This window comes from Streptomyces sp. NPDC043867, assembly GCF_056435845.1.
The window spans coordinates 286,154-305,820 of record NZ_JBWKDS010000003.1 but is presented as its reverse complement, the minus strand read 5'-3'; the positions used below and the strand labels follow the sequence as shown (position 1 = coordinate 305,820).

The window sequence follows — 19,667 nt, the reverse complement described above, 5'->3', positions numbered from 1 at the left end:
GCACCACCGGTTCACCACGGTGCAGGGCACACCGATCGACCCGACCAATCTCACCCGCAACCTTCACTACCCTCCTCCTCCGCGGCATCCGCTTCCACGACCTAAGGCACTCCACCGCCACCCTGCTCCCGGAAGAGGGCGTCGAACTCGTCGTCATCAAGGAACTCCTCGGCCACGCCCACATCGGCGTCACCGCCACCGCCTACGCCCACGTCCGACTCCGCCTCCAGCGCGACGCCACCGACACGCTCGGCACCGCGCTTAACGGCTCGTCGATCATCGAGAGGGTCAGCTCCGACGGCGACGAACCGCCGCCTTCGTACGCTGACGTTGCCGTCAACTACTGCCGTCAAGACCCGCTGAAGGCCCACCAGGGACCGCCTGATGGGCCTTCTGATTTTTTTGACTTCCAATGCCTAGAAACCAAGCGCTGCTACCTGAGTGTCACGTCTATGCCGAATTGTCTCAGAACGTCCATAGCGGAGGCCGCCAGCGAGGCGCCCATCCTTTCTTGCGCACCGGAAAAGTGTTCCCAAACCAACTTAAACGGAGCACTAGCACTTCGAGACGACGCAAGGCAATCAGCAAGCCCGTCAAGAGTGGATCCAAAGTATCCACCGGGACCATTAACCGCTTCACCAAGCGCGCAATAGAAGCTGCCTTCGCCGACGATCTGGCTTCCATCGATTACGCAGATTTCTCCAACGCCGTACCTCTTAGCCGCATGCCCAGTTTCGAACCAAGAGTTCTGCACCACATGGAGCCAGCTATCATGCGATTTGACGGGATACCCTACCCATTCCCCCTTTGTGAGGGGGCTCCCTGAAGCCCATCGACGCCAGATCGCTCCCGCTGCGACGTACGGGCAGGTATAGCCATAGAAGGTCGCAACAAAGCCACCCCGCCCGGGGCCTCCCTTATCCTCGAACGTAGAGCGCAGCCCCACCCGCCCGATGTAATACGACCCGATTGCCTTGCCGAGTGAGTTGACCACGCGCAGCTCTACGTCTGACAGGTCCTTGGCGAGGCGGACCGGTTCTCGCGCAGACCCGAAGATCAAGATGTCCTCTGACTGTGCGTGACCCGACTCCACAAAGAACCCATTGATTTCATGCGCCGCGATGATGACTGTTCCGGACTCTTCTTCGACGAGGCGATAGAGCGGAATAACCGGGCCGCTTTCACTCATCTCGCACCTTCCCACTATCAACCAGGTGAATTATAGCGGAGAGTCCGGAGAAGTCTGACGGAGACCCCTCCGGACTCTCCATTGCATGCACTTCTACCTGCTACCACCCAGAGTCAGGGAAGTGTGGCGCACTGAAGGGCTTGATCGTCTTGTAGTGGTCATTCGTCCACCCCATCACTGTCCGACCATCGGGCAGGGTCTTCGCTAGAATCCGAGCGCTGTCACCCTTAGATCCGGGAACTCGATACTCCAAGGCACCCGCCCACCGCTTCTCGTGCCTCGCGTTACCTTGGAATACCTTCTGCGCTCCCGTGGCAGGATCCGTCTGCGGAACGCCTCTCCCGGCCCTGATTTCGTCATAGGCATTGACGAAGTGCCTCGACATCCCCTGCGGAAGCGGATCCGACAGCTTCCCGATAGGGCAGCCACTGCTGTTGTGAACGAGGACCGGAGTCGAGCCCGCCAGCACATAGTATGTGTGCGTACTTTCGACCGTCAGGTTGAAAGTACGTGCATGTCTGACGTAGTCGCGATTGTCGGTTACGAGGACCGACTTGCCTGAGTCTGTTAGCAGAGTCGTGCCGGGCTTGAGCTGCCCCGCCTGCACCCATTTACGCTGCGACTGAGACCAGAAGGGGTGCTCATGGGTAGCGCTGAGCTTTTCAATCCCGTTTTCCGTGGCGATGGACAACTCGTTGAAGTGCTTGTCGTCGTCGGTGACGATGACTCTGGTGACTCTTTGGAGGCCGGATTTTCCAGTCTCGGGGTCGGTCGCTACAACTCTGTCGCCGACCTTGACGTCTTCGATGTCCTTGGTCTTACCGCCTGCCATGAGGACATCTGTGCCGGCAAGGAAGCACTTGCACCCTGAGAGAACATCGTCGATTACCCTGGCTCCGCCTGTGGTCTTCGCGCCCTTGACCGCCTTGCCGAGCTTGAAGATTTTGAGGAAAGGAACGTCAGCTGCCAGCCAGCTGCAACCCCATGAAAGGTCGTGCGTACAGTTTCCGGCCAGTTCGTAGTCGAATACGAAGGCCTTGAATAGATCCTTCGCTTGGGTGATCCTCCGGTTCTCGCCCTGGGGAACGATTCCGTAGGCCATGCCGTAGCTTCCTACACTGATGTGGTAGATGACGGTCTTGTCGCCGTGGGTTTCCGTGTAGGTGAACAGGGTTGAGCCGTCGTCGCGTGAGTCTGTCTGACTCGAGTAGGTGTTCTGAGTCCACGACCCGTCGTCGTTCGGCGTGAACGTTTCGTGTGTGCCGTCGGCGCAGTGTCCTTCTTTGCCGCAGAGGCTTTCGGGCTTGAGCCCGCTGGGGTCGGAGTAGTTGATGGGGTCGTTGTTGCTGTAGCTGTAGGCGGAGAGGTTCTGCGGGTTGAATGGAGAGACGAGGGGGTCGGGGCTGAGGAAGCGGCCGAGGGTGGGGTCGTAGGCCCGGGCGCCGAGCAGGGAGAGCCCGGTGCTGGTGTCTTCGGTCTTGCCCAGGAAGCCTCGGTCCGTTCCGGTGGGCAGAGTGCCGCTGCGTTGGTCTCCGAAGGGGGTGTAGCGGCGGCGGGTTGACGTGCCGGTTGCTGCGTCGATGGTGAGCTGGGTGGAAGCTTGGGTGTCGCTGGTCAGGAAGGTGAGCTTGCCGTTGGTGGCACTGGTGCCCTTGGTGGTGCGCATGGCGACCGGTGTGGGGCCGCTGGCGTAGTAGCGGGTCGCCGTGACGGTGGTGCCGTCCGTGCGCAGCTCCATGCCGTCGATGGTGGCGATGGTTTCCTGGGGGGTGGTGCGGACGAGCAGGTTGCCGTCGGCGTCGTAGGCGTAGCGGGTGAGCTGGCTGCCGGTGGTCTTGTTGGTTGTTTTGACGCTCGCGGGCTGTCCCTGCTTGGTCCAGGTGTAGTCGGTGGTGGTGTCGCCTTCGATGCGCTGCTTCATGGCGCCGTCGTCGAAGTAGGTGAGGGTGTCGGTTTGGGTGGTGGTGGCGCCGGTTTTGTGGAGGGTTTTGCGGATGCCGTGGGGCTGGTTGGCGTTGGGGGTTGTCCAGGTGCCGGCATCGTCGTAGCCGGGGTAAAGGTAGTCGCGGGTGGTTGCGGTGCCGCCTGCTTTGGTGTCGGTGATCGACTGAAGGTTGCCGAGGCGGTCGTAGGTGTAGGCGGACTGGTAGGGGTCGGTGCCCTTGAAGTCTGAGGTGATCTTGCTGTCGTCGGCGCAGAGTCCCGTGGTGGTGTGGGTGTAGGCGTCGGTGAGCCGGCCCTGGTTGTCGTAGTGGAAGCACTGTGACTGAGCGGTCTGGCCGGTTGCCTGTTCGCGCAGTTCGATCAGCCTGCCCGCGAGGTCGTAGGTGTAGCTGTCCTTCTGCTTCTCGCTGACCGTCTTGTTCACGGTGGTGGTCGTCGCCACGCTCTGCAGCGCACGGGTGCCGTTGCTGTCGTTGTAGCTGTAGGTGCGCTGGGCTGACGCGCCGGCCCCGGAAGTCAGCGATTCGGAGCCGTAGTACCGGTCCGTCAGGCGGTCGTAGGCATCGTAGGCAGTAGTGCGGATGTAGTTCTGCAGGGTGGACTCGAGGCCGCGGGGGTGGCCATAGGAGTCGTAGGTGTTGTTGACGGTTTCGGCGGGGAGGCCGCCTGCGGCCGGGTAGGTCGTCGAGGTGACGTGGTCGGCTGCGTCGTAGGTGACCTTGGTGGTGTAGCTGCCGGCGAGGCCGGTGACGGCTGCGGGCAGGGTGACCGTGGTGTTCAGCGCACGGCCTCGCGCGTCGTACGCGCCCACGCTGGTGGTGTACGTGTTGCCGGAGGTGTCGCGGCTGGTGGCAGAGGTGATCCGGCCCTTGCCTCGGGGGACATTCGGGCCGTCCCAGGTCCAAGCTGCGAGTTCGGTCGAACCGCTGCGCACCGAGGTGGCCCGGCCCAGGTAGTCGTAGCTGTAGTCCAGGACGGTGGCCCCAGCGTTGCTGATGGTCTTGCTGACCTGGCCGTTCTTGTCGTACTCCGTTGAAGAGAATCCGGCGTCCGGGTCATCGGTGGTGAGGCGCTGTCCAGCCCAGTCGTAGGTGTTGACGGTGTTGTTGCCGCGCGGGTCGGTGATCGTTTCCAGTTCGCCGTTGCCCGTGTAGCTGTAGCTGGTGGTGTAGGTGGAGCTGCCGTTGTGCTCGACGACCTTGGACACCTGGCCGTAGACGTCGGTGTAGGTGTCGACCGCGCCGTCGGCGCCGTCGGCAGCGTCACGGACGCTGGTGAAGTCGCCGTCGTAGGCGGTGTCGACGCGTCCCGCGAGTTGGTCGACTCCGTTGACCTTGATCTTCGAGGTGACAGTCCGTCCCGCCCAGTCCACGACCAGGTCGGTGTAAGAAGGGAGGTCCTCGATGTCGGGGTTGGTGGGACCGCCTGATCCGGCGGTGCCCTGGCTACGGAAGACGGCCGATGCGCCCGCGACTCGCCCGGCGGAGTCGTAGCGGGTGACCGATACCTGCCGGTTGGGTACCTCTGCACCTGTAGTGGGGTCGATGCCGTCCCCGATGGGCTGCTGCGTTTCCCTGGCCCGCCCGAGGGCGTCGGTGTACTGGTGCGAGGACAAGTAGAGGGTGCCGGACTGCAGGAGGCGGGTGGTGATGTGCGGGTAGCCGTCGACCGAGTCGGGAACTCCGGCGCTGTTGGTGGATGTGGGGACGCTGTAGGTGAACTTTGAGGACGGTGAGCTACCGGTCTCGGTCGGCTTCCACACCTCCGTGACCCGGCCTGCGGAGTCGAGTGTCACCTTCGTGTCGTCGCCGTTAGCGCTCTTGATGGTGGTGGGTGTTGCCCAGTACCGGGAGCGCCAGATGGTGGAGGCGAGCGGCCCGCGGGAAGAGGCGGCGCCGTCGGGGTCGGGGGTGGTGGTGGTGATTCCGTTCAGGGGCCAGGTGTTGGCGGGGTCGAATTTCGTGGTGGTGCGGTTGCCGTAGCCGTCCTCGGCCCAGATCGGTCGGCCTGCCGCGTCGTAGCCGGCGCCCTCGGTGCGGTTGGTGCCTGATTCGGTGTAGGTCCGGATTTCGGTGGCGTTGCCGTCGACGGGCTTGTTGGCGTCGACGCTGGTGGAGTTGTCGTAGAGGGTGCTGGTGTATCCGTTCTGGTTGCTGTCGCTGATGCTTGAGCAGCCGACGGAGTAGTGCTTGACCTGGTCTTGGAGGACGGTCCAGCGCTGGGCGCCTGTGGAGTCGTAGTTATCGGTGTTGTAGGCGCGTCCGTATGCGGTGCAGCGGTTGTCGGAAATGTCTGTCTCGCCGCGGTCGTCCGTGCGCATCGGCAGGCCGAACGTGGTGGAGGCGGCTTCGTTGGCGTCGTACTGGTTCTCGACGACGTGTTCGCGCCAGGCGCCGCTCTTGATGAGGGTCCTGGTGGTGGTCGTCTTCTCGCGGACGAATCGGGCGTCGGGCAGGCCGTCGTACTGGGCGGTGTTGTGGTCCCAGTAGGTCTGGTAGGTCCGCTCGCGCGAAGTGCCCGCGCTGTCGCGCAGTGAGGTGGACAGAGTCCGTCCGGACAGCCAGGAATGGTCGGCGTAGTTGTTGCCGTCCCCGTCGTTCACCGTGACGCTCTTGGTGGCCGACGTGTCTGTTTTGGAGGTGCGGTCTCCGTCCAGGCCCCGGTAGAGCCAGTACTTCATGGTCTTCTGACCAGTACCAGCGCCGGTGGTGACCTGGACTTCCTGGTAGCCGCGCCAGTCGGACCAGGTTTCGTCCTCGTCCTTGGTCAGCGGGTTGTTCGTGAAGCGCCAGCCGGCGCCGTCCTCGTAGGTGTACGAGGTGGTCATGAGCGGCGATCCGACCTGGTTGGTGGTGACGGTGGGGTCGACCGTCACCTCCTTGACCAGGAACTTCTTGAACCAGCCTGTCTTGGAGTCGGTGGCGCCGTCTGGCTTCCACTTCTGCCAGAAGCAGTCCTGGGTGTTCGATTCCTGGGACGGCAGGTGATCGATGTCGCAGGCATTGGCGAAGCCGTACGTGACGCTGGTGGTGGCGCCGAGATCACCGTGGATCTCAGCAATGCGGGGGAAGTTCAGCTCAGAGGAGCCGACCTTGTTGTCGAGGTCGATCCGGTTGAAGTTGATGACCGGCAGGACAATGTCGTCGTCGTCACCCGCGGCGCCGTAGGTTTTCCGCTGTACGTAGTCCAGCCAAAGGGTTTTGCCGATCGTGCCTTCAGGGTTCGGCATGCCGTACTTGTTCTGGTACTGCTGCACCAGGTCCCAGCCGCTGCCGTCCTGGTCACTGACGTAGGTCTTGATGTCCCACAGCATGTCGGTGGAGAAGAAGGTGGGGTAGTACGTCTTGCCGGCGCAGTTGTAGTCCGCTGATGTGCCATCGCACATCAGGTCGACGGGCACGTCTGGATAGGAGGTCGGCTTGTCGTCGAATGTCGGGCAGGTCTTCGGTGCGTCGCGCAGCGGATCGTTCTCCTGGATGCGTTCGATGCACCGGTTGACGTGGCTGAGTTCGACCTTCGCCGGGACCTTGCCGTCGGTGATCTGAGAGGACCAGCCGTACTGGATCTCCTTCACGTAGCCGGAGGAGACGTACTCGCGGGCTTTGTCGGTGTCGGCGACGGATCGGTAGTGGTTGTACTCCTTGTCGTAGAAGTACATCGTCTCGACCTCGTTGGGATCCACTACGCGGTCCAGGCCCCAGCGCCAGGCCTGCGTGCATGGCACGGGGAACTGGTCGCGGCACGGCTCGCCTGCGTCATTGCCGACCACCGGCACGGTGAACACCGACGCCGTGGCGGTACCGGTGCGCTCGGAACGGCCCCATCCGAAGTAGAAACGCTGCCCGTCCTGAGTAGAAATCACCCAGTATTCGCCGTCGCGACCTGCTCCGTGGCCGTTGAGCAGACGCTGGACACGCCAGCCCGGGTCATCCTTCAGGTGATAGGAGCCGGTGCCATTGTTGTCCTGGACCAATTCTGAGGTGGTGCCGTTCAGGCTGATGACATAGACGGCACCGGAGGGCTCCTTCGTCGAGTTCGGTGAGTCCCAGCACAGGTCGCCAATGTTTGACAGACCATCCTCGGTGCAGTTGCGGTACTTGCGCTCGATGTAGCCGACATTGAGGTCCCAGCCCATGCCGGACCACGAGGCCTGATTGTTGCTGGCAGAAGTGCGGCCGTCCACCGACTGCGAGTTGTAGCTCATACCCAGCGACGGCGCCGAACCCATCGGCGGCGCGGGCAGCTGGATCGGCAGGTTGTAGGTGAACGCGCCGGATCCGGTGGCCACGTCCCAGGAGCCGGTCGGAGACAGCGTGGAGGCCCGGTAATCACCTTGGTCCGACGAGGGGCCGGAGGTCAGCGCGTACACGCTGGCACCGCTCGCCCCGACCTCGCGCATCAGCTGCGTCGACGTGCCCGAATCCTCCGTGTCCGGGGACGCTGTCACCGTTGCTGTCAAGGTGCCCGTGGCGGTGTCATTCTCCGCCTCCACGAACTCGCGATCGGTGCAACCCTCCGCCTCAGGGGTACCCAGGGCGCAAGCAGGCATTTTGACTAGCCGCAGCCGGGACGCGAAGTCGGCACCGTAGGCGTATTTGAAGCCTGAGTAGTCGATCCCTACCTGCACCTGACCAGGCACCTGCACGCCGTCGGTGCGCGTAACCTGCAGTCCCAGCCCGATTCCACCGGCGGGCTCAACGTCCTTACGGTCAAGAACCCGCACGTCAACCTGCTCAGGTGACATAGGGTCGTCGTCCGGCTGCGTCGATGGCGGATCAGTGGGTTGCGGTGTGGTGCTTTCGCTCGCCACCGGACCGGCGGAAGAGCCAGGATCGAGGCTTTCGGAAACACTGGGATTCACAGACGGGGTGGGGCCCTCCGCCAACCGCGAGGCTGATAGTTGCGTCGTCGCGCCCTCAGCATCGGAAACCGGAGCGACCTCGACCACGTCACCCATCTGGAGTGCACTATCGCCCTGCGAGGCGGTGGGCGAAGGAGTAATGATCTTTCCAGGATCACCCGGCTTCGCCTGCGACAGGTCGACCGTGGCTTCAGCCGCAACCGGCCACTCCGGAGCAGGAAGCGGCTTCCCGACCTCCTCCGCCTGCTGCGCCGGCACCGAACCAAGTGGCTGTGAGGGAACGACCGGGATCCGGTCATCGTTCGCTGCGGTCGCCTGCTGAGGCGCCACAACCGATACCGTCGAAAGCAGGCTGGCTAGCAGCGCACCTGCCACCCCCACCGACACAAAACGCGCACGCGAACGCCGAGCAGCCACCCGAACTCCCACCCCAAGCCACCCGCGGCTCACGCAGGCAAGCAATCCAACAAACTGAACCGCCAGCATCCGGGCAGGACAACGACCGCGCTCCCCAGCGCGGTGACACGACCTGACACAGAATTTGATCAGTTACTCGGGACAGTAACTGTTGTGAACACCGTGTGAACAGACCCTGAGATCTCGGGCTCCCCGCACCCCCAGTGATGTCCCTCACAGCCGCTAGCTGCTAGCGCAACCACTGAAACGGCTGGTCAGGCCGTGTATGGACGGCAGCGCCCTCTCGGATGGAGTCAGAGGTCCGGTGGAGCGAGCACACGCGCCCAGACCATTTCCCCGGAGCGTTGCGGGGGCGTGCAGCCCCAGGATGAACTGACGGCTTCGACGATGCGCAGTCCTCGGCCCGATTCGCTGAGGTCTCCGGGCCATTGGGGCTCGGGAGCGCAAGGGCTCGGATCCGCCATGGCGCATATGACGGCCTGATGCCTACGGACCAGCCCTAGCCACGCGGTCGCGGTGCCGCCGTCGCCGGATTCTGGTTCGAGGGCGTGTCTGGCGGCGTTGGCAATCAGTTCGCCAACCACGATGACCTCGTCCTCGGCGCAGCAGGAAAGCCCCCATTCCTCCAGGACATTCCAGGCAAATAATCGGGCGCGGCGTGCGTCACCTGAGTCTGCGCATCTTCACGCGCGTGCCTCGGTGGCCCGCTGGCGTCAACGCGGGCGCCAGGTGCGGACTTCCAGGTGCAGAATGTGAGCGTCCGGGTGAATGCGTCCGGTCTCCACGAGCCATTGGTGCACGGCAGCTGTCACGTCTCCGCCCGCGGTGTCCACGCGGCGGGCGAAGTCGGCTGCCTCGTGGCCTCCGGTCTGTGCGGAGCCGTAGGAGCGTTCTTCGGTGTGGTCGGCGCGTTGGATGACGTCACGGCGGATGCCGGGTGAGTCGGTGCGGCTGCCGGAGGGGTGCAGGTAGCCGGTTTTGGCGAGGCGGACGGTGAAGGCCAGGCGCAGGCCCTGGCGGGCGGCTTCGGCGATGAGGGGGCGTAGGCGGGAGGAGCCTGAGGCGATGGCTTGGGCGCCGACGCGGCCGGTGCCGGAGCCGGTGGGGGTGATCAGGACGGCTTTGCTGCGGACGCGTGCTCTGGTGCCGCTGGCTGTGGTGCGGCGGGTGATGTGGCGGCTGGCGAGGGAGGCGAGTTCGGGCAGCTCGGTGATGCCGCCCCTCTGGACGGCTGCAAGGACCTGTTGCAGGGCGGGGACGAAGGCTGCGCCCTTGTTCTTTGTGTAGAACTGGGAGACCAGGGAGGGGTCGCGGTCGATGATGCGGGCGATGTCGCGCTTGGTGTAGCCGGCTGCTTGGAGTTGGTCGGCGAGCCGGGCGGCCTCGTTCAACTGGCTCTGCGCCGATGCCGGGTTGCGGCGGCGAGGTGGCATCAGGCCTGTCCCCCGTTCTGGGTGAGAGCGGTGCGTCCGGCGTCGCGGAGGGCGAGGAGTTGTTCCTCGGTGGTGGGAGCCGTGATCGGTCCGGTGAGGTGGCCTTTGAGGAGGTAGTCGCCGGGCTGGTTGTGGTGCGGCCAGTCTTGGGGTGCGGTGAGGTAGAGGGCGTCGGTACGGAAGGCGATTACGGTTCCGGGCTGGGCGTGCAGGGCGCCTGCGTAGGTGTTGTCTTCGCGGTGGCGTTGGGTGAGGAGGGCGGCGCGGGCGCCGGACCAGATCGAGGCTGCCCATTCGGGGTGGGCGTTGGGGTCGCGGCTGAAGCCGGTGGGCTTCTGCCAGGTGATCAGTTCGTCGTCGAAGCTGATGATTTCGGCGTCCGATGGGATGTCGCGCTCAGCGGTGCGGGGGGTGGTTCCTGTGACCATGCGGGGGCGCTGGGCGAAGCCTCCGATGCCGTAGAGGAGGATGGAGCGCACGGCTCGGGAGGCGAGGTGGGCGGCGCGGGCCTGCTGCGGGTCGCCTTGGAAGTGGGCCTGGGCGGAGAGGTTGGTCCAGGCTTCTTTGAGTTTCTTGGCCCAGTCGTCGAGGGGTTTGCCGTCGTCCCACAGGATGCCGTCGAGGATTTCGATCTTCCATGGGGTGATCGGGTTGGTGAGGGCGGTGTGAATCTCGGGGCCGCCGGCCCAGGTGGTGAACGTGGTGCCGGGTGTGGCCGGGTAGTGCCAGGAACGGTCGCCGGGTGCGGGAGCGGGCAGGATGCCGACGTGATTCCAGCTGTCCGGGACGGTGACGCGGACCTGCCAGTGCCCGCAGCCGTACAAGGCCCGGGTCTGCTCCTTTTCGGACCAGGAGGCGAAGGTCGCCGCGGTGATGCGGCGGGGGGTGCCGACTGGGGACTTCCAGGTGTGTTTGGCGTAGGCGAACGTGCGGTCATACTCGACGAGTTGGGGCAGTTGTTCGGGCACGCGGGGCGGGAGGATGAGTTCGTTGCGGCCCTGGCCGGCGGTGGCGTGCAGCAGGCCCCGCAGTTCCTCGGACAAGACGGGAAAGCCTTCGGCGTGCTGGCCGCGGGTGGGGATGGTGCGGGTCCAAAGGTCGCGGCCGGTCTGAGACGGGGAGCCCATGATGACCGCGTCGGGCCAGTGGCGGCGCAGTGCCTGCCACAGCAGCACGAATGCGTCCCGGATGGTGGCCGGGTCGTCGCCGTCGGTGTCGAACCACTCCCCCACTGACCGGATTTCGACGTGGGCGTCGCCGTTGTCGCGCTGGTAGCGGCCGACCGGATTGCGGGCGTGGACGAAGTGTCCGGCCATCCGGTCTTTGCCGCGGCCGGTGTCGGTGCGCCAGCCTGGCGTGGGGGCGTTCAGCCAGGCCGCGACCGCATCCCGCAGGTAGGGATAGCGGTCGGCGTCACGGTGCCAGGGCTCGCCGCCGGTGATGTAGATGCGTTCCACACCCTCCGGCACAACGTGAAAGACGGCGTTCAGGATAGCGGCGACCGAGGTGTCGGCCAGGTCGAGGCGGTGTGTCTGGCTGCGGTGCACCAGTACGCCCGTGTCCGGGTCCAGGAAGACCGTGGAGCGAGCCTGCTGGGTGAAGTTCGGTGCTGTGGAGAGCAGGTTCGCCGTGTGCGTGAACCAGCCGTTGCCCGCTGCCCCCTCAGGGATCGACGGGAGGGCACGCGGCTCGTCCGGAGCTGCAAGGCCGTCGGGACCAGGGTTTTCGGCAGGAGCAGCCTGCAGGGAGGCGGCGACGGACGGTGCTGGTGTGGCGGCGGCCATCGCGGGCGCCACCGCTTGCGTCTGGGTGGCGAGACGGGGCGGAGCCTCGGTGCTGTCGGTGGTGGCCGAGGCGTCCGGCTGGGGGCGGGGCGCGGTGGTCTTGGCTGTGGTGAGGCGGTCGGGGGCCAGCGCAGGGGCCAGGGTGACGACGTCCGTCAGGCTCAGTCCGGCCGCCGGGGCGATCCGTTCCGCCTTCGCCTTCTCATACGAGGCGAGCTGTGTGATCTGCCGGTCCCGCTCGGCTTCCAGCTTCGCCAAAGCAGTGCGGGCCTTTTTGATCTCGTCCCGTACGGTGCGCAGTTCGGCGAGGGCTGCGGTGTAGCGCTGTGCGTCCATCAGTCTTCCTTGTCCGGACGGCGGGCGGCGGATGCGGGAACGTAGGCGATCGCCCCGCCCGAGTGGGAGACAAGCCGGCTGCCCAGCAGGAGCTCCGCTAGCCTGCGGTCGGTCTGCGAGGAGGCAAGCACCTGGCTTACGGGCGTGGCGAGGTCGGTGACGTAGCCTGCGAGCCGCGCGTGCGGGAAGGCATAGCGGCCTTCGGCGTTCTTCTCCCAGGCTTCCAGGCCGGTCAGGACGGCCACTACGTAGCCCGAAAGGGTCACCGGCAGGACTCCGGCAGCCGCCACGCTCGGTGCATCGCAACGCCACCAGCCACGCAGCGCCTTGAGGAGGTCCTCGTGGGTGAGGGAGGCCGCAAAGCCAATCCACTTCCGGTCCGGTTCCTGTACCTGCTTGGCCGCGTCCACCCGCAGGACGGCAACCTCGCGAGCGTCCAACTGGTCCAGCGGGGCGTGCCAGCGCCTACCGAGCGCCTGGACCACCTGGAGCGGAACCATGACGCGCACACCACGGCGGGACAGGCCCGGCAGCAGTCCCGCCTGCACGAGACGGCGGAAGGTGGTGATGGCACAGCCGAGTTCCTCAGCTGCCTGCCCGGTCGTCAGTAGCATCCCAACCACCTCCCTACATGCAAACTCTTATATCTGATTCGGCATGAAGGTTAGCGGAGCACTGAGGGCCCGTCAAAGATTGGCTGGCCCGGACATTTTCCATGCACCCAGGCATCCATCCCTGGGTCGGCTCCGTCACGGAGGCAAAGGAGGCAATCGGCTGGCTGATCAGCGTAGGACGCAGGGAAGGAAGCCTGTGAAAACACAGCAGTGGGTACGCAAGGGCCGGCCCGCCGGGTCGTTCGTGCGACTGAGGCAACGAAACTCATGGAGTAGCGCTTCCACGAGGTCATCGATGTGCAGAGGCGGCTCGCGTCGTGAATGTGTCACCACACGTCGATTACGTGTAATGCCCAGGATGCGGGCAGGAGTGGTTCCCTCGAACCAGGCCCAGCCCACAGCCTGGCTGCACAGGACCAAGTACAAGCACGGTCCTTGAAGCGTTGAGACTCGAGGAGACTGCGAGCGCCTACACCGCCGGCGAGATGCGTCAACGGCGGCCGGGTGTTGAGGTGCTTACCAGGAGGACGGAGGTGAAGTGCGGGTGATCACGGCGGGGAGCCTTTCGGTCTCAATCGCCTGCCGCGGGAGAGACAGCCCAAAATACTCGCCCACAACTTCCAGCACTCGGCGCTTCTCTTCGACTGGGGATACCTCGACGTCCTCGCCGAGCATGTCATCGATGGAGTCTTCCGGCGGAATGACTCCGGCCATTTCCAGCGCCGGGCGCAGCAGGTCCGGCTGGGCTCCTGCAGGGTCGTAGCCGAAGCCGAGTTCGAAGTGCAGCTGCACTTCACCGTTGGCGAGGTAGCTGAAGAAGGAGGGCGGATCGTCCGGCCGTGGGTCGAAGATCAGCACCTCGGCACCGCGGGACACTGCTGGATCCAGGGACCAGCCTTCGCTGGCGCCGCACTCCGCGATGAAAGACCAGTCGCCGCTTTGGCCGATGCGGCCGACGCAGTAGACCTGCGCGAGGTCAACCATGCTCGACGCTTCCTGGATGGTCAGAGCAGAACCGATCTCAACAGGCTCGTGGTCGGCCATGCGTTGCGCCAGCTGCTGAGGACTGAGCCCGCGCGCGCAGGTGATGTACAGGTCTGCGGCATTCAAGTTCCCGCCATGCCAGGCATCGGCAATCCATGCGAGGTTGTCAGGCACTACCGATCTCTCCTTCGTCCACAACATGAGGCCGGCGGGGCACAGCGACAGGAGTCGCTGCACCCCACCAGCTGTCATCGAAGCGTTACGGCTTGGGCACCGTACAAGTCACGGTCACCTTAGACGCATCGCAGTGCGCGAACTGGGGGAAGTCCACCCAGTACGGGTCCTTGTCCAGCAGCCGGTACTTGGCCGAGAAGCCGGAGCTGAATGCTCCGCCCATCGAGGTGGAGTTGATCCATCCCGACATGGCCGAACGGCCGCACACCTCGGTCCATGAGGGAGCAGCTTCGCGAATGTCGTCGTACAGGTGCCATTCACCCTGCTTGACGCGGGTGGCGTAGGTCTGAACGCAGTCGTTTCCGGTGTCGACTTCGTTCATTCCGCCGTTGCTGGCAGGCATGCCGCCGGAGTTGTAGGTGGAGGCGTAGGCGAACTCGTCGCACGACACCTTGTCGGTCGGGCTGATCTCGGTGACTTTGGTGGCGTCCGGATTGCCGTAGGTGGCTGCCCATCCGTCCGGACAGATCACCTTGCGGTTGTCGTCCGGGTCGCGATTGTGCGCGTTCTTCGACGCGGCAGGCAGGTAGAACAGCGGCTTGTTGGCTGTCTTACTGCCGGGATGGGTGGGGAGCTTGGCCTGGATGAGCCACGCATGCGCAACGGCCGGCGGCGTCTTGTCGAAGTTCATCCTCCAGGTGGGGATGTACTTGTAGAAGCTGCAACCCGGCGTGGCGGATGAGATCTTGTCGCACCGGACCTGCGCGCCATCTGCCTGCCATCGTGCCGCGGAGGGGTTCGCCACCGGCGAGTAGGCAGTGATTTTCGTGGACAGGTCCAGCCTGTCCGCGCTGTTTGCCGCATTCCAGGTATGGTCGATTTTCCCGACGGCTGAGTGGGAGAACGGGTCAGCGGCCGTCCACACCAGCGCCCCGTCCCATGACTGCGGGCCGTTGTTGCACCGGTCGGCGAGAAGGCAGTCGAACTCTACGTTCAGTGTCACCGATCCGAACTTGGGGTCGATCTCCACCGGGACCAGGACGAGTTGCTGTGTGAACGTTGCCGAGGTGCCTGAGAGTTTGACCTCTTGACCGACTGCCCAGGACGATTTCAATACTTCACCGGTTGGCTGGCCATCTTTGGTGACGACGCCTTTGTGCTCGTAGGTGAAGCTTCCGATGCACGCCTCGTAGCGCTTGATATGTGAGTTGAGCAGGTTCTCGCACCAGTCGACCAGGTGAGGCAGAGGAGCCCTCGTTCCCCTGGTGAGAGCATCGCGAACCTTTTTGCTGTTGTTGGGCACGAGTCGCGAGCACGGCTGGATTCCCGTTTTGGTGTTCAGCTCGCCGCAGCTCCAGCCATCTGCGGCGCTCAGCCCGATGGGCGGCTCCGTCGGAGGCACCACCACTATGGAGGGCTGGGCTATTTGCTGCGGCTGCTGGTGAGTGTCCTGGTTGAGGGCTGGAGCGTCCTTGTTGGGCTCGGGCAGGGTGATGCTGACTGCCCTGCTGCGGGTGTGGAACTTCGCCCACGGCGACCAGTTGGTCTCGTACAGGCTTCCGTCGAAGGCGCTGGTGCGAAACGCATAGGTCGTATTCGTCTTCAGGTCGCCGTACCTGATGGTGACCGATGCCCTTCCGCCGGAGGTGACGAAGTCGGACACGATCACGCCGTAGGCGGCAGGTTGGCCCGTGTCGGGGTCGGTGAGCTGGACCTGGTCCTTCGGGTTGCCGCTGGCATCCGTGGTGTAGACCTGGAAGGTCAGATTCGACGCGTCACCATCGGCGTCGGTGACGGTGTTGCGCAACGTGACTGTGGTGCGATCGGCCTGCCATACGCCGGATGAGTTCTTCGTGAACGGCGGGCCGGCCTCGAGGTTTCTCCCAGAGACAGGTCGGCTGTCGCTAGCTATGGCGACGGTTTCCGGTCCTGCCGCAGGCCGGGAGGACGGCGCGTAGTCCCAACTGGGCTTCCCGTCAGCATTGTCGGCTGCGGTGGCAACACCACCGGATCCCATCAGCAGGATCGAGCAGGCACCCATGGCTAACTTGGACAGGACACGTCTTCTTCGTAATAAGTATTCGGACAAGAGAACTTTCCCCTCTGGCCCCGCTCACTTTCGGCTCTGAGCAAGGCTCGTCGATGCGCGATGCCGTTGCCCTGCCGTTCTAGGAGCGCTTGGCCTACGAGGCAAGACCACCATCGCCGGACATACCTCGTGAACTGAACCTGTCGGACGTGACGGTGGACACGGTTGCGTCCCAGGGGGTCACGATCGCGTGAGGGGACGGTGAAGGGACCCGGCCGTGAGGTGGTCTTCGCTTTTTCAACTTCGAGCGGTAACGGCGTGGGCCGTGCCGCAGGGTGGCACCTGTCTTGGCTGGATGTGAGCCGGTTGCCCAAGGTCTGATTGGACTGCGGCTTCGTGGCCTGAACGGGACCGGACAGCAGGTCGAGGGGTCCATCCCGTATTGCGCGGGCGTCGGCTCACGGTCCGTCATGCTCCACATTTGATGCCGAACTGACGTCCACTCACCTGGTCCTTTGTCACACGCAGGCAGCGATAGAGCCGGCATGTCTGCCCGCTGTCACCAACGGCATCGTGCATGGAGTGCCGCTTTGTGCTTCTTCATGGTCATGGCACACCGTCATTGGCGGGATGGCACTGATTCAGATTCCGACGCTTCCGGGCAGCTTGCGGATGGGGATCACAGCAGATGAGAGTTTGGATCATGCCACTGAACGTTCTCCAGCTCGGCTCGGTCTGCCGTCGGGGTGCTGATCGATCCAGCTGAGGCCTCCCAGATCGAGGCATCCGCGTGTACGAGTGACTGCGACGTAGGCCAGGCGTGCTTCTCCGTCGCCGATTGGTCCTGGTAGTGCGCGGCCGGCGTCGTCGTGGTGGTCGCTGTCCGGGGGCGGTGTGAAATCGTCGGCGATCCTCACATTGTTCCATTCGCGACCTTTGGCCTTGTGCGCGGTGGAGACGGTCACCTCCGCCTTATCTTCGGGAGCGAGCCGGGTGACGGCTGTCAGGATGGCGTGGGTGCCGTGGGTGTCGACGAGGTCGACCAATGGCTGGAGGTCTCGTCCGGCCGTGTCGTAGATGGCGTAGTCCTGAAGGTCTCCCCAAGTCGTGAACAGGACCAGTTCGGGGTGGGTAGTGGGGCGGCCTTCTTTGAGGTCTTGGGCGGCCGCGGCCAGGGCGCGCAGGCTTTCGCCTCCGCCGACCAGTGCTACTCGGGATGGAGTGGCCAGTAGGTTCATGACCTGGGCCATCGCGCCGACGTTGGTTCGGCACAGTACTGCGTCGGGCCGGGCTACGGGGCCCACGTGGGTGGGCACCGTGTCGGTGCCGGTGAGACGGATCGGGGCGTCGGCGATCGCCAGCCACCGGTTGGCCTCTTCAGCGAGCCGGGGACCGAAGCGGAAGGACTGCGACAGAGCGAGCTTGGTGCCGTCGAAGGCGGTCATGACGTCTTTGGCGCCGCGCCAGTCGTAGATGGCCTGGGCGGAGTCGCCCACCATGACGAGCTGAGCGTGGGCGCGCTGTGCGAGGAAGATCTGCTCGACGACGGGGTTGGTGTCCTGCGCTTCGTCCAGGAGCAAGAAGTCGGCATCGATCCTGGGGTGGGTGAGGGCCCAGATTTTCAGGTAGTGGTCGTGGTCGAAACGGACGATGCCGTCGTCGGGATGCTGCAGGTCCGCCCAGGCTTTATGAGCGAACGGCACGACGTGATCGGCGAGTTCCCTGTGCAGACTTGGTTCCTCGAGGCCGCGCAGGTGCGGGACGTGGTGGCGGGTAATGGTGAGGTCTGCGGTGTGGCAGAAGCGGGCCACGGTGCGCAGAACGGCGTTGGAGAAAGCCCTCTGCGGCAGATCTCGCTCGCCGATGCGGATGGCTTTGGTGATGCCCAGAGCCTGCCCGGTCTGCCAGGCGGGCCGGCGAGGAGAATTCAGGCGGCGTGCATAGCGGTGGCCGATGGCGGCGTAGGCCAGGGAGTGTGCGGTCTTGCAGCTGACGGTGGGCGGGAAGCGGGCTCGGGCGTCCTGGGCGATGGCCCGGTTGTAGGCGAGGTAACGACCGCGGCGTTGAGTGGCGCGTGCCAGCTGGGCGAGTGTGGTGGTCTTGCCAGTTCCTGCGCCGGCCTGCACGGCCAAGTGTTCTCCTGCGTGGAAGGCGTCAGCTGCGGCTTGCTGTTCAGGGGTGGGATTCAACACGGTGCGGCTCCGTAGGGCTACCGGCCTTGGCGCGCCCGGGCGATGTGGCTGGGACGTTGCGCGCCATCGGCTGTGGTCAGGGTGGTATCCGGCCCGGTGCGGCGGTCACGTGTCGCTAGTGGCCGGGAACGGGATGCGGCAAGCGGCTGCGGAGGTGCTGCGCATGCAGCAGGGGGTCAAAGACTTGCCATCCGGTGAGCGCGAGGTCTGCGGCGCTTGGAGTTGCTGCGTGAGTGGTGCATCGCTGGGTGCGCCAGCGCAGTTGCTCGGAGTAGGGCAGGCGGGTGAGGTCATAGACAGCGATGTGGGCGGCAGGCAGAGCGAGTTGGCCTCGCTGCGGGCTGGCCGGTTGCAGAGTCCAGACACCACGCGGGGCTCCGGGCTCGAGCATGCTACGGGGACAGCGGCGCCGCTGACGGGTCTGGGCCACGCAGCGCAGGTCCTCAAGAGGAACGTCGGCGAGATAGCGGCCCAGCAGCAGTTGCACAACCGGCTGGGCCGGGCGGCCATGGCTGTCGGATGACGTGCAGGGGGCGGTCGGAGGAGTCGGGGTGAATCGTCCCGTGTCGATCAGGCGCCGGGTACGGACGGCGAGTTTGCGGCGGAGGGATTCGATGTAGGGACCGGCCTGCACGGTGGGGGTGTGGTCTGGGCAGAGTGTGAGGTGCGGGATGCGGCACCAAGGGCTGCCGTCGTCGTGAGGATGGGCGATGCCGCCGTTCAGGTGCCACCGGCAGGGGGCGGGGACCTGGGAGGCGTCCAGTTCGGTGGGGTGCAGGGTGATGGGCCGCTGGTCGGCGCGCTGGAACCAGTCGGCTCTGTGGCCGCATCGTCGGCAGCGGCCGCTCTGCCCGGTGCGCAGGAGACGGCTGGGGCTGGCGGCTGTCACTCGAAGCGGGCGCCGGTGGTGTGCGGTGCGTGGGCTGCCGTCCCAGTGGCAGCCGGGGGCAGCAGTGTCGGAATGCATGGCGCAGACCGTGCCAGTCGACACCCCGGAAGGTTGGTGAGGGACAGGCCGAGGTCCCTCGCACAGCCGAACGACATCGAACTCTTGATCTAGTAGGCGCCGAGATTTTCGATGCGCGTTCACCGGTGCGGGTGATTCGATGCCGGGTTACATCTGCGCGGTGTGGTCAGGAATGCGGGGTGCCGGGCGGGGTGTGGTCGTCGCAGAGGGTGCCCAGCATCTGCTCGATGGGGACGTCGAAGGCGTGGGCGAGGGCGTGCCAGGTGGTGAGGCTGCCGGTGGTACGGCCGTGCTCGAGGTCGATGAGTGTGCGTCGTGCCAGGCCGCTGCGCTCGGCGAGTCCATCGAAGGTCCAGCCGCGTTCGTTCCTCAGCCGCGCCAGCGTCACGCGCAGCGCGTTGAGGTCGGGGTCGGGCGGCAAGATCGTCACTCCACCATCCGACGGTGCAGGACCCTGCCCTGTCAGTGCAGACTTCTGCACTATCCGCACGAGTGGGAGCGACGTTCGTAGTGCAGGGATCTGCACTACGGTGCGCTCGGGTGCTCCCTGCATGGAGCTCCCGCTACGGCGGCGCGAACAGACAGGAGGACGACGGGGCAATGAGGCTTGCCGGCGCGCATCCCGCAGTACGGCGCATCTGGACGGTGGAACTGCAGTCCCGAGCAGGTGGCCACAGCCTCGCCTGCCCGCACTGCACCGTGCACTCCCCTCCCCTGCAGCCTGCCTCCGCCCGATCGGCTGT

At 65.1% G+C, this 19,667-nt stretch carries 10 protein-coding genes and 2 pseudogenes; 1 reads left to right on the top strand and 11 read right to left on the bottom strand.

What is annotated here, in order from left to right; all coding sequences use genetic code 11:
- Positions 1 to 4: 4 nt before the first annotated feature.
- Positions 5 to 332, top strand: a pseudogene (locus tag AC069T_RS04905) (tyrosine-type recombinase/integrase); the annotation flags it as partial.
- 101 nt (positions 333 to 433) lie between these two features.
- Here the strand turns inward: AC069T_RS04905 and AC069T_RS04900 are convergent.
- The 11 genes and pseudogenes from AC069T_RS04900 to AC069T_RS04850 form a co-directional block, all read right to left on the bottom strand.
- A complete protein-coding gene (locus AC069T_RS04900) occupies positions 434 to 1,189 on the bottom strand; it encodes a barstar family protein (RefSeq protein WP_478781362.1) in 756 nt (251 codons plus the stop codon).
- Between the two features lie 100 nt (positions 1,190 to 1,289).
- On the bottom strand, positions 1,290 to 8,480 hold the full coding sequence (locus AC069T_RS04895) for a polymorphic toxin-type HINT domain-containing protein (protein ID WP_478781361.1): 7,191 nt from the start codon (positions 8,478 to 8,480) through the stop codon (positions 1,290 to 1,292).
- Positions 8,481 to 8,704: 224 nt separating this feature from the next.
- Positions 8,705 to 9,073: pseudogene (locus AC069T_RS04890) on the bottom strand (ATP-binding protein); the annotation flags it as partial.
- A gap of 51 nt (positions 9,074 to 9,124) precedes the next feature.
- Entirely contained in the window at positions 9,125 to 9,844 is a 720-nt protein-coding gene (locus tag AC069T_RS04885) for a helix-turn-helix domain containing protein (RefSeq protein WP_478781360.1), read from the bottom strand.
- Positions 9,844 to 11,964, bottom strand: a complete 2,121-nt coding sequence (locus AC069T_RS04880) for a hypothetical protein (protein ID WP_478781359.1) — start codon at positions 11,962 to 11,964, stop codon at positions 9,844 to 9,846. Before AC069T_RS04880 ends, AC069T_RS04885 begins: the two co-directional genes overlap by 1 nt.
- Complete coding sequence (locus AC069T_RS04875; protein ID WP_478781358.1) at positions 11,964 to 12,578, bottom strand: helix-turn-helix domain-containing protein; 615 nt, start codon at positions 12,576 to 12,578, stop codon at positions 11,964 to 11,966. Before AC069T_RS04875 ends, AC069T_RS04880 begins: the two co-directional genes overlap by 1 nt.
- 516 nt (positions 12,579 to 13,094) lie before the next feature.
- On the bottom strand, positions 13,095 to 13,736 hold the full coding sequence (locus tag AC069T_RS04870; RefSeq protein ID WP_478781357.1) for a DUF6461 domain-containing protein: 642 nt from the start codon (positions 13,734 to 13,736) through the stop codon (positions 13,095 to 13,097).
- A gap of 85 nt (positions 13,737 to 13,821) precedes the next feature.
- Entirely contained in the window at positions 13,822 to 15,777 is a 1,956-nt protein-coding gene (locus AC069T_RS04865; RefSeq protein ID WP_478781356.1) for a hypothetical protein, read from the bottom strand.
- Positions 15,778 to 16,466: 689 nt separating this feature from the next.
- On the bottom strand, positions 16,467 to 17,954 hold the full coding sequence (locus tag AC069T_RS04860; RefSeq protein ID WP_478781396.1) for a UvrD-helicase domain-containing protein: 1,488 nt from the start codon (positions 17,952 to 17,954) through the stop codon (positions 16,467 to 16,469).
- A gap of 118 nt (positions 17,955 to 18,072) precedes the next feature.
- On the bottom strand, positions 18,073 to 18,924 hold the full coding sequence (locus tag AC069T_RS04855; protein ID WP_478781355.1) for a DUF6083 domain-containing protein: 852 nt from the start codon (positions 18,922 to 18,924) through the stop codon (positions 18,073 to 18,075).
- 166 nt (positions 18,925 to 19,090) lie between these two features.
- A complete protein-coding gene (locus tag AC069T_RS04850; protein ID WP_478781354.1) occupies positions 19,091 to 19,354 on the bottom strand; it encodes a helix-turn-helix transcriptional regulator in 264 nt (87 codons plus the stop codon).
- Positions 19,355 to 19,667 lie beyond the last annotated feature (313 nt).

What these genes read in the sequence shown, in the direction of transcription:
- AC069T_RS04900 (WP_478781362.1), bottom strand. Translation starts at nt 1,189, where the DNA reads ATGAGTGAAAGCGGCCCGGTTATTCCGCTCTATCGCCTCGTCGAAGAA.
- AC069T_RS04895 (WP_478781361.1), bottom strand. Translation starts at nt 8,480, where the DNA reads ATGCTGGCGGTTCAGTTTGTTGGATTGCTTGCCTGCGTGAGCCGCGGG.
- AC069T_RS04885 (WP_478781360.1), bottom strand. Translation starts at nt 9,844, where the DNA reads ATGCCACCTCGCCGCCGCAACCCGGCATCGGCGCAGAGCCAGTTGAAC.
- AC069T_RS04880 (WP_478781359.1), bottom strand. Translation starts at nt 11,964, where the DNA reads ATGGACGCACAGCGCTACACCGCAGCCCTCGCCGAACTGCGCACCGTA.
- AC069T_RS04875 (WP_478781358.1), bottom strand. Translation starts at nt 12,578, where the DNA reads ATGCTACTGACGACCGGGCAGGCAGCTGAGGAACTCGGCTGTGCCATC.
- AC069T_RS04865 (WP_478781356.1), bottom strand. Translation starts at nt 15,777, where the DNA reads ATGGGTGCCTGCTCGATCCTGCTGATGGGATCCGGTGGTGTTGCCACC.
- AC069T_RS04855 (WP_478781355.1), bottom strand. Translation starts at nt 18,924, where the DNA reads ATGCATTCCGACACTGCTGCCCCCGGCTGCCACTGGGACGGCAGCCCA.